Annotated in this window: 15 protein-coding genes and 1 pseudogene; 12 read left to right on the top strand and 4 right to left on the bottom strand. The window is 72.9% G+C overall.

The genetic code is table 11. The annotated features are described in order from the left end of the window. The first annotated feature begins 4 nt into the window (after positions 1–4). Positions 5–463, top strand: coding sequence for a rhodanese-like domain-containing protein (locus O7615_RS02060; RefSeq protein WP_278175442.1), 459 nt, complete (start codon positions 5–7; stop codon positions 461–463). 62 nt (positions 464–525) lie between these two features. Here O7615_RS02060 and O7615_RS02055 read toward each other — a convergent pair whose 3' ends face one another. The 3 genes from O7615_RS02055 to O7615_RS02045 form a co-directional block, all read right to left on the bottom strand. Further along, a complete protein-coding gene (locus O7615_RS02055; RefSeq protein WP_278175441.1) occupies positions 526–1,197 on the bottom strand; it encodes a hypothetical protein in 672 nt (223 codons plus the stop codon). 38 nt (positions 1,198–1,235) lie between these two features. Continuing rightward, positions 1,236–1,715 carry a DUF6232 family protein gene (locus O7615_RS02050; protein ID WP_278175439.1) on the bottom strand — a complete coding sequence of 160 codons (480 nt, stop codon included), beginning with the start codon at positions 1,713–1,715 and terminating at the stop codon, positions 1,236–1,238. A 61-nt stretch (positions 1,716–1,776) separates the two neighbouring features. Continuing rightward, complete coding sequence (locus O7615_RS02045; protein ID WP_278181951.1) at positions 1,777–2,253, bottom strand: DUF6232 family protein; 477 nt, start codon at positions 2,251–2,253, stop codon at positions 1,777–1,779. Between the two features lie 99 nt (positions 2,254–2,352). Here O7615_RS02045 and O7615_RS02040 point away from each other — a divergent pair, with 99 nt between their 5' ends. Beyond that, positions 2,353–3,126, top strand: coding sequence for an enoyl-CoA hydratase-related protein (locus tag O7615_RS02040; RefSeq protein WP_278175438.1), 774 nt, complete (start codon positions 2,353–2,355; stop codon positions 3,124–3,126). Positions 3,127–3,213: 87 nt separating this feature from the next. Continuing rightward, positions 3,214–4,836 carry an acetolactate synthase gene (locus O7615_RS02035; protein ID WP_278175436.1) on the top strand — a complete coding sequence of 541 codons (1,623 nt, stop codon included), beginning with the start codon at positions 3,214–3,216 and terminating at the stop codon, positions 4,834–4,836. 11 nt (positions 4,837–4,847) lie between these two features. On the opposite strand, the gene O7615_RS02030 is transcribed toward O7615_RS02035, so the two are convergent. After that, positions 4,848–5,261 carry a PLD nuclease N-terminal domain-containing protein gene (locus O7615_RS02030; RefSeq protein WP_278175435.1) on the bottom strand — a complete coding sequence of 138 codons (414 nt, stop codon included), beginning with the start codon at positions 5,259–5,261 and terminating at the stop codon, positions 4,848–4,850. Positions 5,262–5,368: 107 nt separating this feature from the next. Between O7615_RS02030 and O7615_RS02025 the strand changes: the two genes are divergently transcribed. The 9 genes and pseudogenes from O7615_RS02025 (at position 5,369) to O7615_RS01985 (ending at position 14,104) form a co-directional block, all read left to right on the top strand. Further along, positions 5,369–5,776, top strand: coding sequence for a hypothetical protein (locus O7615_RS02025; RefSeq protein ID WP_278175434.1), 408 nt, complete (start codon positions 5,369–5,371; stop codon positions 5,774–5,776). 137 nt (positions 5,777–5,913) lie between these two features. Beyond that, positions 5,914–6,693, top strand: coding sequence for an electron transfer flavoprotein subunit beta/FixA family protein (locus O7615_RS02020; protein ID WP_278175433.1), 780 nt, complete (start codon positions 5,914–5,916; stop codon positions 6,691–6,693). Between the two features lie 12 nt (positions 6,694–6,705). After that, positions 6,706–7,665, top strand: coding sequence for an electron transfer flavoprotein subunit alpha/FixB family protein (locus O7615_RS02015; protein WP_278175432.1), 960 nt, complete (start codon positions 6,706–6,708; stop codon positions 7,663–7,665). Positions 7,666–7,895: 230 nt separating this feature from the next. Beyond that, a complete protein-coding gene (locus O7615_RS02010) occupies positions 7,896–9,071 on the top strand; it encodes a cysteine desulfurase family protein (protein WP_278175431.1) in 1,176 nt (391 codons plus the stop codon). 97 nt (positions 9,072–9,168) lie between these two features. Continuing rightward, positions 9,169–10,242, top strand: coding sequence for a tRNA 2-thiouridine(34) synthase MnmA (gene mnmA / locus O7615_RS02005; RefSeq protein WP_278175430.1), 1,074 nt, complete (start codon positions 9,169–9,171; stop codon positions 10,240–10,242). A 58-nt stretch (positions 10,243–10,300) separates the two neighbouring features. Continuing rightward, positions 10,301–11,302, top strand: coding sequence for a methionine synthase (locus tag O7615_RS02000; protein ID WP_278175429.1), 1,002 nt, complete (start codon positions 10,301–10,303; stop codon positions 11,300–11,302). 36 nt (positions 11,303–11,338) lie between these two features. Beyond that, positions 11,339–11,707: a VOC family protein gene (locus O7615_RS01995; RefSeq protein ID WP_278175428.1), complete on the top strand. Its 369-nt coding sequence runs from the start codon at positions 11,339–11,341 to the stop codon at positions 11,705–11,707. Between the two features lie 87 nt (positions 11,708–11,794). After that, positions 11,795–12,486: pseudogene (locus O7615_RS01990) on the top strand (ADP-ribosylglycohydrolase family protein). Between the two features lie 136 nt (positions 12,487–12,622). Beyond that, complete coding sequence (locus tag O7615_RS01985) at positions 12,623–14,104, top strand: ATP-binding protein (protein WP_278175427.1); 1,482 nt, start codon at positions 12,623–12,625, stop codon at positions 14,102–14,104. Positions 14,105–14,156: the final 52 nt, after the last annotated feature.

Below are 14,156 nucleotides of genomic sequence, written 5' to 3'. Positions count from 1 at the left end.
TGTCATGAGCCGAACCTTCGCCGTACCGGCCGCCGACCCGGCCGCCGCCGTCACCCACTTCCTCGCCCGGCTGGGGGTCGAGACCGACGTGGCGGACGTGCACGCCGACCTGACCGCCGAGGTGCCCGCCCTCGTGGTGGTCGACTCGCGCGGCGACGCCGCCTGGGATCAGGGCCATCTGCCCGGCGCCGTGCACCTGCCCACCGCGCTGATCGCCGAGCGGGCCGCCGGGGTGGTGCCGCCCGGCGCCCGGGTCGTCACCTACTGCTGGGGCCCCGGCTGCGACGGCGCCACCCGGGCCGCGCTGGAGTTCGCCCGGCTCGGCTACCCGGTCAAGGAGATGCGCGGCGGGTACGAGTACTGGGTCCGGGAGGGCCTGCCCGTGGTCACCGCCACGGGACGGACCCACCGGCCGGTGGACGACCTGACCGCGCCCCGGCCCGCCGCCGGCTGCGACTGCTGACGGACGTCGGCTGTCCGCCGCATGCGTACGGCCCGCGCCGGAACGGGGGCGCGGGCCGTACCTCAGTCGGTGTCGTCGTTCAGCTTCTCGCCGCGTCGGCGCAGCATCGCCAGACCGGGGATGCCCGCCACGGCGAGCTTGAGGTCCCGGGTCACGTCGAGCAGGTCGTGCAGGTCCGGGCCGACCCGGTCCAGGGTGGCCAGGATCGGCAGCACGTCGGAGGTGAGGTGTTGCCGCAGTCTCGGCAGCTCGTCGACGAGGCGTACCGCCGCGGTGACCTCCTCGTGGCTGAGCTGCTCGACGAAGTGGTTCGCCATCGGGGCGGCCCGCCGCAGCGCCGGCTCGTACGCCGCCAGCAACTCGGCCGCGGTGGCCGCGGCCTCGGCCGCCGTGCCCACGGTCGCGGCGGCCCGCGTGGCCACCGATCGCGCCGCGTCCACCACGACGCTCGCCGCGCCCGCGACCTCGGTGGCCCGCTCCACGGCGGCGGTGGCGGCGGCGCTGATCACGGCCACCTCGCGGACCGCCACCTCGGCATCGGTGACCATCCGGTCGGTCCGGTCCAGGGTCTCTTCGACCCGGTCCACCACCCCGTTGATCCGGGTCAGCAGCGCCTCCACGCCGTCCAGCACCGCGAACGCGCGGGCCGGGATCGCGGCGAAGGACGCGGCCGAGTCGAGGGCGGAGCGGGTGAGACCGACGACCGCGGTCGGCCGGGGGAAGGGGAGCGCCATGGGATCAAGTGTGCGCCGGGCGGGTCGCGGATGCCGGCTCAGTGGTAACCCTGCTGTTCGACGGCGCGCTGCACCGCCCGGTAGATCTGCCCGAAGCGCAGCGCGTCCGGCGTGCGCAGCACCATGACCTCCTGCCGGTGGTACTGCACCCACAGCTCGTGCACGCGGTTGCCGCGCTCGTAGGAGCGGTCCAGCCAGCCGAGCGGGATCTCCAGGAACGGCACCAGCGCCAGCGGGATCACCACGCAGGCCGCGAGCACGACCAGCGCCGGCAGCCACTCGCCCCGGTCCTGCGCCGACCAGGCCAGCGAGACGACGCAGACCAGCCCCACCAGCGGGGGCAGGGACAACAGCAGGACCAGTACGCCGCGACCGAGCACCCGGCCGCGCACGGCGAGGGTGGTGCGGCCCTTCGCGTGCCAGACGTAGGTGATCTCGGCGATCGGGATGACGTGCCCTCCGGCCCGGATCGACTCGGAGGTCACCTGCACCGCGTCGTCCCGGTAATAGAGCGCCATCACTAAGCCTAACCACCTCCGGGCAAACCCGGGCTGTCGTGTTGGCGCGGGAAGGGGCTGGTCAGCGTCGGCGGGGCGGCATCGGCTGGCCGGCCTCCATGGCGCGCTGCACCGCGCGGTAGATCTGCCCGAAGCGCAGTGCGTCCGGCGTGCGCAGCAGCCGCACCGGGTGGCCACGCCAGCGGATCCAGACCTCCCGCTGGCGGCTGCCCCGGGCGTACGAGCGGTCGAGGTACTCGAAGAGCTGGTCGGCGACCGGTCCGGCGGCCAGTCCGATCAGGATGGAGACGCCGATGATGGCGACCGTGACGGTCGCCGACCGGTCGAGCCAGACGCCGATGGCGACCCCGATGACGGCGGCCACCAGCGGGCCGACCATCGCCGCGCCGATCGCGCCCCGGCCGGCGAGGACCCGCCACGAGAGGCTGCCCCGGTGGTGCCAGACCTCGGTGATCTCGGTCAGCGGGTAGACGTGGTCGTCGACGGTGACGGCGGCGGAGGTGACCTGCACGGACCTGTCGTCGTAGTACGTGACCATCACGGGAACTCCGGGTCGCGGGACTGGCAGCCAGAATACGTGCCGCAGGGGCGGGCCGTAAGGTTGGCACGCGACTTCGACGAGGAAGTGAGGCTCAGCGTGGGCGAGTTCGTGCGGCTGGAGAGCAAGGACGGCATCGGCACCATCCGGCTGGAGCGGCCGCCGATGAACGCCCTCAACACCCAGGTGCAGGAGGAGTTGCGCGCCGCCGCGACGGCGGCCACCACCGATCCGTCGGTCCGCGCGGTCATCGTGTACGGCGGGGAGAAGGTCTTCGCGGCCGGCGCGGACATCAAGGAGATGGCCGACATGTCCTATGTGGACATGGCCGACCGGGCCGCCGACCTGTCCAGCGCGCTCGGCGCGATCGCCCGGATCCCGAAGCCAGTCGTCGCCGCGATCACCGGCTACGCCCTCGGCGGCGGCTGCGAGCTGGCGCTGGCCTGTGACTGGCGGGTGGTGGCCGAGGACGCCAAGCTCGGCCAGCCCGAGATCAAGCTCGGCATCATCCCCGGCGCCGGTGGCACCCAGCGGCTGGCCCGGCTGGTCGGCCCGGCCCGCGCCAAGGATCTGATCATGTCGGGCCGGATGGTGGACGCGCAGGAGGCGCTGCGCATCGGCCTGGCCGACCGGGTCGCACCGGCCGCCGAGGTCTACGACACAGCGGTGGCGCTGGTGCGGCCGTACCTCACCGGGCCGGTGCAGGCGCTGCGCGCGGCGAAGCTGGCCGTGGACGGCGGCCTGGACATGGACCTGACCTCGGGCCTGGCCTGGGAGAGCCAACTCTTCGCCGCGCTGTTCGCCACCGACGACCGGCGCGAGGGGATGGCGGCGTTCGTGGCGAAGCGGAAGCCGGACTTTACCGGCCGCTGAGCGGCCGTCGAGCACGCGAGGGTGGTTCACATTCCTCCTACCGGCCAGTAGCGTGTGACTCCGGTCAGCCGACGAGAGGGAGCGGGAATGACGGAGCGGATCGAAGGCCACGGCGGGGAACTCGCGCTCGCGGCGCTGCGCGCGTACGGGGTGCGGGAGATGTTCACCCTCTCCGGCGGGCACGTGTTCCCGCTCTACGACGCCGCGCACCGGACCGGCTTCCCGATCTACGACGTGCGGCACGAGCAGTCCGCCGTCTTCGCCGCCGAGGCGGTGGCCAAGCTCCAGCGTCGCCCCGGTCTGGCCGTGCTCACCGCCGGCCCCGGCGTGACCAACGGGATCTCGGGCCTGACCAGCGCGTACTTCAACGCCTCGCCGGTGCTGGTGCTGGGCGGCCGGGCGCCGCAGTTCCGCTGGGGCTCGGGCAGCCTGCAGGAGATGGACCACCTGCCGCTGGTCGCCCCGGTCACCAAGCACGCGGAGACGGTGTTCAGCGCCGACGACATCCCCCGGGCGGTGGCCGCCGCGCTGACCAGCGCGCTCACCCCGCACCGCGGTCCGGTCTTCCTCGACTTCCCTCTCGAAGCGATCTTCTCCGTGGGGGACGCGGAGCTGCCGGCCGGCCCGGAGATCGCCCCGCTCGACGCCGACCCCGACGAGGTGGCCACGGCCGCCCGCCTGATCGCGGGCGCGGCCCGCCCGGTGATCATCGCCGGTTCCGACGTCTACACCGGCGACGCGGTCGACGCCCTGCGCGCCGCGGCCGAGGCGCTCACCGTGCCGGTCTTCACCAACGGCATGGGCCGGGGCGCCCTGCCGCCGGAGCACTCGCTGGCCTTCGCCAAGGCCCGCCGGGCGGCCCTCTCCGGTGCCGACGTGGTCGTGGTCGTGGGCACCCCGCTGGACTTCCGGCTCTCCTTCGGCGACTTCGGCGACGCCACGGTGGTGCACATCGTCGACGCACCCGGCCAGCGCGCCGGGCACGTGCAGCCCGCCGCCGCCCCCGCCGGTGACCTGCGCGGCATCCTCACCGCCCTGGCGAACCACTCCGGCGACCGGGTCGACCACGGCGACTGGGTCGCGCAACTGCGTACCGCCGAGGACGCCGCGAAGGCCCGGGACGCCGAGGAGATGGCCGCCGAGACCGACCCGATCCGCCCCGCCCGGGTCTACGGCGAGCTGCGCCGGGTCCTCGCCCGCGACGCGGTCACCATCGGCGACGGCGGCGACTTCGTCTCGTACGCCGGGCGCTACCTGGAGCCGGCCCAGCCCGGCACCTGGCTCGACCCCGGCCCGTACGGCTGCCTCGGCACCGGCATGGGCTACGCGATGGGCGCCCGGGTCACCCATCCGGACCGGCAGGTCTGCGTGCTGATGGGCGACGGCGCGGCCGGCTTCTCACTGATGGACGTGGAGTCCCTGGTCCGGCAGAAGCTGCCGGTGGTCATCGTGGTCGGCAACAACGGCATCTGGGGTCTGGAGAAGCACCCGATGCGGGCCATGTACGGCTATGACGTCGCCGCCGACCTCCAGCCCGAGCTGCGCTACGACCGGGTGGTCAGCGCGCTCGGCGGGGCGGGCGAGACGGTCGCCAAGGCCGCCGAGCTGGGACCGGCGCTCCAGCGCGCGTTCGACGCCGGGGTGCCGTACCTGGTGAACGTGCTCACCGACCCGGCCGACGCGTACCCCCGCTCCTCGAACCTGGCCTGAACCCGGCGCCGTCACACCTCGGGGCGGGGTTCCTCGCGCGGCGGCTCGCCCTCGCGCTTGCGCAGGTCGTCCTCGCGCTTGCGCAGGTCCTCCTCCCAGCGGCGGAAGAGCTCCTGATCCTCCTTGCGGGACCGTTCCTCGATCGAGCGGAGGAACTCGGGATCGTCGTCCGGGGCGGGCGGGCGGGCGCGTTCGGCCGGGCGGCCACCCGTCGCCCAGGGGGTCGACCCGCCGGTGGTCGTGCGGTCGCGCCCGGCGACGAACCAGGCGATCGCGCCGACCAACGGGAAGAACAGGATGATCAGCAGCCAGGCGATCCTGGGGAGGTGGCGGATGCCGTCCTCCTCGGCGGAGAGGCAGCTGATCAGGGCGCAGACGGCGAGGACGACCTGCACCAGGAAGAGGAGAATGTACAGCCGGGCCATGTAACCATCATGGCCTACCCGGGACGGAGGTCACAGCCCGCGCGGTATCCGTCCGGTCGGCTTGGCGTGCTCACCACCACCACGCCGTACGTCTACACTCGGTGATCATGACCCAGCGGCTGACGGACGACGAGAAACTGACCCTCAAGACGGGCGCCTTCGGTGCGGTGTTCATGGTCTCGAACGCCGATCCGGGTGTGCTCGCCCTGTTCCGGGAGAGCTTCGCCGCCTCCGGGGCGATGGCCGACGCCAGCGGGGTGGTGAAGGAGGCGCTGACCAGCGGTCCGTTGCCGAAACTGCCGCGTGATTCCGCGCTGGAGGTCGAGGCGGTGGTGCTGCCGGCGCTGCGTCGGGGGATCGAGATCCTGGCCGCGAAGGAGCCGCAGGACGTCCCGGTCTACCGGGCGGTGGTGCTAACGGCGGCCGATCGCACGGCGCGCGCCCACGACGGCGTCAGCCCGGCCGAGGCCGAGGTCATCGAACGGATCAAGGACGCGCTGGGCGAGTCCGGCTGAGGCGGATTCCGGGGCGGCGGGCGCCGGACAGGGACAATGCCGGTGAGCTGTGTCACCCCGGGTGCCGCCAAAGCACATGCTACTGACAGGTAACCTAGAGCATCACATCACCACGGCAGGAGGGTCGTCGAAGCGCGATGAACATCGTCGTACTCGTCAAGCAGGTGCCCGATTCGGGCGCGGACCGCAACCTGCGTACTGACGACAACACCGTCGACCGCGGTTCGGCGAACAACGTCATCAACGAGATGGACGAGTACGCCATCGAGGAGGCGTTGAAGATCAAGGAGGCGCACGGCGGCGAGGTGACGATCCTGACCATGGGTCCGGACCGGGCGACCGAGTCGATCCGCAAGGCGCTGTCGATGGGCCCGGACAAGGCGGTGCACGTGGTGGACGACGCCCTGCACGGGTCCTGCGCCGTGGCCACCTCGAAGGTGCTCGCCGCCGCGCTGGGTCAGCTCGACGCCGACCTGGTGCTCTGCGGCTCGGAGTCGACCGACGGCCGGGTGCAGGTGCTGCCGCACATGCTCGCCGAGCGGCTGGGCATCGCGGCGCTGACCGGCGCCCGCAAGCTCACGGTCGACGGGGCCACGCTGACCGTGGAGCGACAGACGGAGGAGGGCTACGAGGTGGTCACCGCCTCCACCCCCGCCATCGTCTCCGTGTGGGACACGATCAACGAGCCCCGGTACCCGTCGTTCAAGGGCATCATGGCCGCCAAGAAGAAGCCGGTGCAGACCCTCGCCCTGGCCGACCTGGGCGTGGCCGCGAACGAGGTCGGCTTCGACGGCGCGACCAGCGCCGTGGTGGAGCACAGCAAGCGTCCGCCGCGTTCGGGTGGCGCGAAGGTCACCGACGAGGGCTCCGGCGGCGTGCAGCTCGTCGAGTTCCTCGCCACCGAGAAGTTCGTGTGAGGGGTGTGGGACATGTCTGAGGTTCTCGTCGTCGTCGAAGCCACCCGGGAGTTCGGCGTCAAGAAGGTCACCCTGGAGATGCTCACCCTCGCCCGCGAGCTGGGCACCCCGTCGGCGGTGGTGCTCGGGGGTGCCGGTGCCGCCGAGGCCCTCGCCGGGAAGCTGGGCGAGTACGGCGCGGAGAAGATCTACGCGGCCGAGGGTGAGCAGATCGACGGCTACCTGGTGGCGCCGAAGGCCACCGTGGTCGCCGACCTGGTCCGGCGGGTGCAGCCGGCCGCCGTGCTGCTCGCCTCCTCCCAGGAGGGCAAGGAGATCGCCGCCCGGCTGGCGGTCAAGCTGGACAACGGCATCCTGACCGACGTGGTCGCCCTGGCCGCCGACGGCACCGCCACCCAGGTGGCCTTCGCCGGGTCGACCATCGTGAAGTCCAAGGTCACCCGTGGCCTGCCGCTGGTCACCCTCCGGCCGAACTCGGTCAACCCGACGCCGGCCGCGGCCACCCCGGCGGTCGAGCAGCTGACCGTCACCGTCACCGACACCGACACGCTGGCCAAGGTGGTCGACCGGGTGGCCGAGCAGAAGGGCTCCCGCCCCGAGCTCACCGAGGCCGGCGTGGTCGTCTCCGGCGGTCGCGGCGTCGGCAACGCGGACAACTTCAAGCTGGTCGAGGAGCTGGCCGACCTGCTCGGCGGTGCCGTCGGCGCCTCCCGGGCCGCGGTCGACTCCGGCTTCTACCCGCACCAGTTCCAGGTCGGTCAGACCGGCAAGACCGTCTCCCCGCAGCTCTACGTCGCGCTCGGCATCTCCGGCGCGATCCAGCACCGGGCCGGCATGCAGACCTCGAAGACCATCGTCGCGGTCAACAAGGACGGCGAGGCGCCGATCTTCGAGCTGGCCGACTTCGGCGTGGTCGGCGACCTGTTCAAGGTCGTCCCGCAGGCCGCCGAGGAGATCCGTAAGCGCAAGTGAGGCCGGGAGCTGATCGGCGGGCCAGGGAGCTGAACCGGCCCGCCGATCAGCCCGTCCGGGAGCCCTCGACGGGCGGTTGCCGTGGCTGTCGCTCGTCGGCAACCACTCGGCGGAGACATCGTGGGTAGTACCCCGGTACGGCCGGGAGATTCGCCGTACGCGGCTGCGCCTCCCCTCCCGGGCAATCCGGTCTGCGGTCAACGCGGGCGCGGTCGTTAGGCTGAACCGTGATGGCTTACCTGGATCATGCCGCGACCACTCCGATGCTCGACGAGGCATTGGCGGCGTACGTCGCGACCGCCCGCGAGGTAGGAAACGCGTCCTCCCTGCACGCGTCCGGCCGGCGGGCCCGCCGGCGGGTCGAGGAGTCGCGGGAGCGGGTGGCCGCCGCGCTGGGTGCCCGGCCCTCCGAGGTGATCTTTACCGGTGGCGGCACCGAAAGCGACAACCTCGCGGTCAAGGGCATCTTCTGGGCCCGCCGGGGCGCCGACGCCGCACGGACCAGGGTGGTCTGCAGCGCGGTCGAACATCACGCCGTGCTCGACGCGGTGGACTGGCTGGGCCGCCACGAGGGCGCCCAGGTGGGCTGGCTGCCGGCCGACGGCGGCGGGCGGCTGCATCCCGACGCGCTCCGTACCGAGCTGGCCGAGCACGGTGACCGGGCGGCGCTCGTCACCGCCATGTGGGCCAACAACGAGGTCGGCACCGTCCAGCGGATCGGCGAGTTGGCCGCCGTGGCCGCCGAACACGGCGTGCCGTTCCACACCGACGCCATCCAGGCGGTCGGCCAGGTGCCGGTCGACTTCGCCGCCAGCGGTGTCGCCGCGCTCACCGTGACCGGTCACAAGCTCGGCGGCCCGGTCGGGGTCGGTGCGCTGGTGCTGGCCCGGGAGGTCGCGGCCGTGCCACTGCTGCACGGCGGCGGCCAGGAGCGCGACATACGCTCCGGCACCCTCGACGCCGCCGGCATCGTCGCCTTCGCGGTCTCCGTCGAGGCCGCGGTCAAGGGCCAGCAGGAGTACGCCGCCCGGGTGGCCGCGCTCCGCGACGACCTGGTGCGGCGGGTCCGGCAGGCGGTACCCGAGGTCGTCTTCAACGGCGACCCGACCGACCGGCTGCCCGGCAACGCGCACTTCTCGTTCCCCGGCTGCGAGGGCGATGCCCTGCTGCTCCTGCTGGATGCCCAGGGCATCGCCTGCTCGACCGGTTCGGCCTGCTCGGCGGGGGTGGCCCAGCCCTCGCACGTGCTGCTGGCGATGGGCGCGGACGACGACCGCGCCCGCTCCTCGCTGCGCTTCTCCCTCGGCCACACCAGCACCTCGGCCGACGTCGACGCGCTCATCGCCGCCCTGCCGGGAGCCGTCGACCGGGCCCGGCGGGCGGCTGCCCTGCGTACCCCCCGGTGACCCGGCGGTTGGCACCCCCGCTGAGCCGACGGTCGGCACCTCGCGCAGCGGGCGGCGGGCTCGGGGATAGGCTCGATGGGAAGGGAGAGTGGTCCGGGTGAGGGTGTTGGCGGCGATGTCCGGCGGCGTGGATTCCGCCGTGGCGGCGGCGCGGGCGGTGCAGGCCGGGCACGACGTCACCGGCGTGCACCTGGCGCTGGCCCGTAACCCGCAGACCTACCGCACCGGGGCGCGGGGCTGCTGCACCCTGGAGGACTCCCGCGACGCCCGGCGCGCGGCCGACGTGATCGGCATCCCGTTCTACGTCTGGGACATGGCCGACCGCTTCCACGCCGACGTGGTCGACGACTTCGTCGCCGAGTACGCGGCGGGGCGTACCCCGAACCCCTGCCTCCGCTGCAACGAGAAGATCAAGTTCGCCGCGGTGCTGGACCGGGCGGTGGCCCTGGGCTTCGACGCCGTGGTCACCGGCCACCACGCGCGGCTCGGCCCGGACGGCCTGCTGCGCCGCAGCGTCGACGAGGCCAAGGACCAGTCGTACGTGCTGGCCGTGCTCACCCGAGAGCAGCTGGACCGGTCGATCTTCCCGCTCGGCGGGTCCACCAAGGCGCAGGTCCGGCAGGAGGCGGCCGATCGAGGCCTCGCCGTCGCCGACAAGCCGGACTCGCACGACATCTGCTTCATCGCCGACGGCGACACCCGGGGCTTCCTGGCCCAGCGCCTCGGTGAGACGCCCGGCGACGTGGTTGACGCGACCACCGGGGCCGTGGTGGGCCGGCACGCCGGAGCGTACGCGTACACCGTCGGCCAGCGACGTGGTCTGCACCTGGACCGTCCCGCTCCGGACGGCCGCCCCCGCTACGTGCTCTCCATCACGCCCAAGACCAACACGGTGACCGTCGGCCCGGCCGAGGCGCTGGAGGTCGCCACGGTCCGCGCCACCCGGCCGATCTGGACCGGTGCCCCGCGCCCCGACGGGCCGATCGAGTGCGAGGTGCAGCTGCGCGCGCACGGCGTGGTGGTGCCCGCCGCCGTCACGGTCGACGGCGACGGCCTGCACGCCGAGCTGCGTCGCCCGGTGCGCGGCGTGGCCGCCGGCCAGGCGATCGTGGCCTACCGCCCCGACCCGGCCGGTGACATCGTCCTCGGCTCCGCCACCATCACCGCCTGACCGTGCCGCCGGCGCGACAGTCCCGAGCGGTGACCGGGGCGGGAGGTACCCTGCGGCGGTGAGTGATCAGGCGTGGCCGTGGCCGGCGGGAGCGGCGACCGGCATCGGTTCGCTGCCCGGCACCGACATCGCCGAGGCGCAGCGGATCGTCCTCGGCGAGCTACCCGCCCTGCCCCATCTGCCGGAGCTGCCGGCCCGTGGCCCGGGCGCCGACGTGCTCGGCCGCACCGCCGGCCTGCTGGTCGAGCTACCGATGGAGCTGTACGCCGCGCGGTGGCGGGTGGCGCCGCGCCCCGGCCGGGATCTGCGCCGGGCGCGCGACCTGATGGAACGCGACCTCGACCAGCTCGCCGAGCAGGCCGAGGAGTACGCCGGCCCGATCAAGGTCCAGGTGGCCGGCCCGTTCACCCTGGCCGCGTCGGTGGAGCTGCCGATCGGCGGCCGGATGGTGCGCGACCCCGGTGCCGTACGCGATCTGGCCGGTTCGCTCGCCGAAGGGCTGCGCGGGCACGTCGCGGCGGTGGCCCGCCGGCTGCCCCGCGCGTCGGTGCTGCTCCAGCTCGACGAGCCGGCGCTGCCGGCGGTGCTCGCCGGCCGGGTACCCACCGAGAGTGGCCTCGGCACCTACCGGGCGGTCGAGCCGGGCGACGCCCGCGCACTGCTGGCCATGTTGGTCGAGGCCGCCGGGGTACCGACGGTGGTGCACTGCTGCGCGCCGGACGTGCCGCTGGAGCTGATCCGGTCCACCGGCGCGGTCGGCGTCGCGCTCGACCTGAGCCTGGTGACCGACCTCGACCCGCTGGGCGAGGCGCTCGACGCCGGGCTCGGGCTGCTGGCCGGCGCCGCGCCGACATCGTCGCCGGTCGGTCGCGCGCCGACCTCGGCCGAGGTCGCCGACCGGGTACGCACCCTCTGGGATCGCCTCGGCTTCCCGCGCCGTCGCCTCGCCGAGCAGGTCGTGGTCACCCCCGCGTGTGGCCTGGCGGGAGCCACCCCGGCGTACGCCCGCGCGGTGCTGGCCGCCTGCCGGGACGCCGGCCGCCGGTTGTCCGAGGAGTGAGGTTTCCCGTCGTACCCACCGGGCAGGATGGCGGGCATGATTGGACAGCTGCGTTCCACGGTGATCGACTGCCCCGACCCTCGGGCGCTGGCCGCTTTCTGTGCTGAGCTGCTCGGCCTGCCGCTGGTCGAGGAGGACTCCGAGGGCGACGAGTGGGTGGTGCTCGGTGGCCATCCCGGGCACCAGCCGCGGCTCGCCTTCCAACGGGCGCCGGAGCTGCGCGCGCCGGTCTGGCCCGACCCGGAGCGTCCCCAGCAGTTCCACCTCGATGTCACGGTCGACGACATCGACACGGCGGAGAAGGCGGCCCTGGCCCTGGGCGCCCGGCGGCTGCCCGGCCAGGGCGACGGCTTCCGGGTCTACGCCGACCCGGCCGGCCACCCATTCTGCCTCTGCTGGGGCTGACCGCCGGCCTCCGGCGGCCGGTGCGGGAGGGGCGGTGGGCTGATCGGGCACTGGCCGGGGCTTGCGGCCGGCGGCATCATCACCTTCATGATCGCCCCCTCGCCCCGGCGGGCCGCCGGCTCGCTCTTCGGTCTCGCCTACGGTGACGCCCTGGGCAAGCCCACCGAGTTCCTCAGCGTCGCCGAGATCAACCGCCGGTACGGTCCGACCGGCCCCCGGGAGCTGGTCGGTGATCCGGCGCTGGTCACCGACGACACCCAGATGGCCCTGGCGGTGGGCTGGGCGCTGCACGGCGCGCCCGGATACACCGCCGAGGCGGTCGAGCCGCTGCTGCGGCGGCGCTTCCTCGACTGGGCGGCCAGTCCGGAGAACAATCGCGCACCGGGGATGACCTGCCTGCGGGCCTGCGCCGAGCTGTCCCGGGGGCTGCCCTGGCAGCAGGCAACCCAGGCCGGCTCGAAGGGCTGCGGGGCGAACATGCGGCGCTCGCCGCGCCGGACGACGGCGGCGACCCGTGCCGGCTGACCGGTGAGGGCTGGGTCGCCGAGGAGGCCCTGGCCACCGCCGTGCTCTGCGCGCTGCGGCACGTCGACGACCCGGTGGCCGCGCTGGCGCGCGGCGCCACCACCGCCGGTGACTCCGACTCGATCGCCGCCCTTGCCGGAGCCTTCGTCGGTGCCGCCCACGGGATGGCCGGCTGGCCGGCGCCGTGGGCCACCCGGATCGAGTACGCCGATCAACTCGCCGCGCTCGCCGCCGCTTGGGAACGCAGGCCCTAGCGCTGGAATGCCGGGGAACCGCGGCTGCCGTGCCAGCTGGAGTGGCGGGGGAGTCGGCGGAGTGTCCCACGGGCCGGATACCGTGCCGGGGAATAGCCAGTCGTTGGTGGCGCAACATCAAATGTAACTTAAGAGCTTGAAATGTAACGCCAGCGTAGTTACATTTCGTGTCATGGCCGACGACCTGGACGACCTGATACAGACGCTGCGTGCCTCGGGCGGGGACACGACCAACGTCGAGGTCAAGGCCGCCGCAGGCGGGCTGCCTGTCTCGCTAACCGCCTCGTTGAGTGCCCTGGCAAACCTTCCCGGTGGTGGGACGATCATCCTGGGCTTGGACGAACGTACCGGTTTCCGTCCGGTGCCCCTGGCCGATCTGCAAACCCTCAAGCAGGGTCTCGCCACGAAGGCACGCGCGTACACACCACCGGTGCGCCTCTCCATCGACGACGGCATCGTTGATGGACAGCCGGTGATCGTCGCCCGGGTGCACGAATGCGATCCGTCGGCGAAACCGTGCCGGGTCACCGCCACGGGCGCCGCGTACCTTCGCGGCTACGACGGCGACTTCCCGCTCTCCGACCTGGAGACGCAAGGGTTTCTTGCCGCCCGGCGGCCACCGCTGTTCGACCGCCGGCCCGTCGACGGTGCCAGCTTGGACGATCTCGATCCAGACCTGGTCGCCTCATACCTGGCGACGGTACGCGAGCGGGACGCCACGGGGCTGGGTCGCTTCACCGACGACGCCGAGTTGTTGCGCCGGGCCGGCGTGACCGTGAGTGGCGGGCAACCCACCACGGCTGGCCTTCTCACCCTCGGCGTCCATCCGCAACAGTTCTTCCCCCGCTATGTCATCCAGGCCGCCGCCGAACCTCTGCCTCATGATCCACCCGCCGCACGAGCGCGCAACCAGATCACGATCACCGGGCCTATTCCTCGCATGCTCGACACGGCACTGGACTGGGCCCGCCGCACGTTCGACACGGTCATCGTCGCCAACCCCGATGGCACTGTCGCCGATCGACCCGCGTACCCCCTGGTCGCGTTTCGGGAAATCATCGCCAACGCACTCATCCACCGCGACCTCGACCACTGGTCGCAGGCCTTCGCCATCGAGGTACGGCTACGCCGCGACCGGCTCGTCATCACCAACCCCGGTGGCCTGTACGGCATCACCGTCGACCGCCTCGGCCACGACGCCGTCACCTCCGCCCGCAATGGGCTCCTCGTGGCCATCTGCCAACACGTCCGCTCGGCCGCCACCGGCGGGCGGGTCATCGAGGCCCTCGCCAGCGGCATCCCCACCATCGCTCACGAGCTGTCAGACCATGCCCTACCACCAGCGCAGTACATCGACACCAACATCAGGTTCACCGTGCTGCTCCGCGGCCCCGCAAGCACGCCGACGAGCCCGGCCCTCAACGCCACCGAGCTACGGATCTACGACGCGCTCGCACCCGGACCGAGGACTGTCGCCCAACTCGAAACCATGCTCCACCTGACCGGACCCAACATCCGCAAGGCCCTCCGAAGTCTGCGTAATCGCGGCCTCGTCCACCAGGACGGCGGCAAGGGACGTCCCACCACATACCGACAGACTCTCGTTCCACACCACTGAGGATCTTTGATTGCGAGGTCTCGAACAACGGCCGCCGTACCAGCTGGAATGC

This window comes from Micromonospora sp. WMMD1082, from assembly GCF_029626175.1.
GTDB lineage: Bacteria > Actinomycetota > Actinomycetes > Mycobacteriales > Micromonosporaceae > Micromonospora.
This window is presented reverse-complemented; position numbering and strand designations above follow the sequence as displayed.

Coding starts and splice junctions, on each gene's coding strand:
- O7615_RS02060 (WP_278175442.1), top strand. CDS start 5: ATGAGCCGAACCTTCGCCGTACCGGCCGCCGACCCGGCCGCCGCCGTC.
- O7615_RS02055 (WP_278175441.1), bottom strand. CDS start 1,197: ATGGCGCTCCCCTTCCCCCGGCCGACCGCGGTCGTCGGTCTCACCCGC.
- O7615_RS02050 (WP_278175439.1), bottom strand. CDS start 1,715: ATGGCGCTCTATTACCGGGACGACGCGGTGCAGGTGACCTCCGAGTCG.
- O7615_RS02045 (WP_278181951.1), bottom strand. CDS start 2,253: ATGGTCACGTACTACGACGACAGGTCCGTGCAGGTCACCTCCGCCGCC.
- O7615_RS02035 (WP_278175436.1), top strand. CDS start 3,214: ATGACGGAGCGGATCGAAGGCCACGGCGGGGAACTCGCGCTCGCGGCG.
- O7615_RS02030 (WP_278175435.1), bottom strand. CDS start 5,261: ATGGCCCGGCTGTACATTCTCCTCTTCCTGGTGCAGGTCGTCCTCGCC.
- O7615_RS02025 (WP_278175434.1), top strand. CDS start 5,369: ATGACCCAGCGGCTGACGGACGACGAGAAACTGACCCTCAAGACGGGC.
- O7615_RS02020 (WP_278175433.1), top strand. CDS start 5,914: ATGAACATCGTCGTACTCGTCAAGCAGGTGCCCGATTCGGGCGCGGAC.
- O7615_RS02015 (WP_278175432.1), top strand. CDS start 6,706: ATGTCTGAGGTTCTCGTCGTCGTCGAAGCCACCCGGGAGTTCGGCGTC.
- O7615_RS02010 (WP_278175431.1), top strand. CDS start 7,896: ATGGCTTACCTGGATCATGCCGCGACCACTCCGATGCTCGACGAGGCA.
- O7615_RS01995 (WP_278175428.1), top strand. CDS start 11,339: ATGATTGGACAGCTGCGTTCCACGGTGATCGACTGCCCCGACCCTCGG.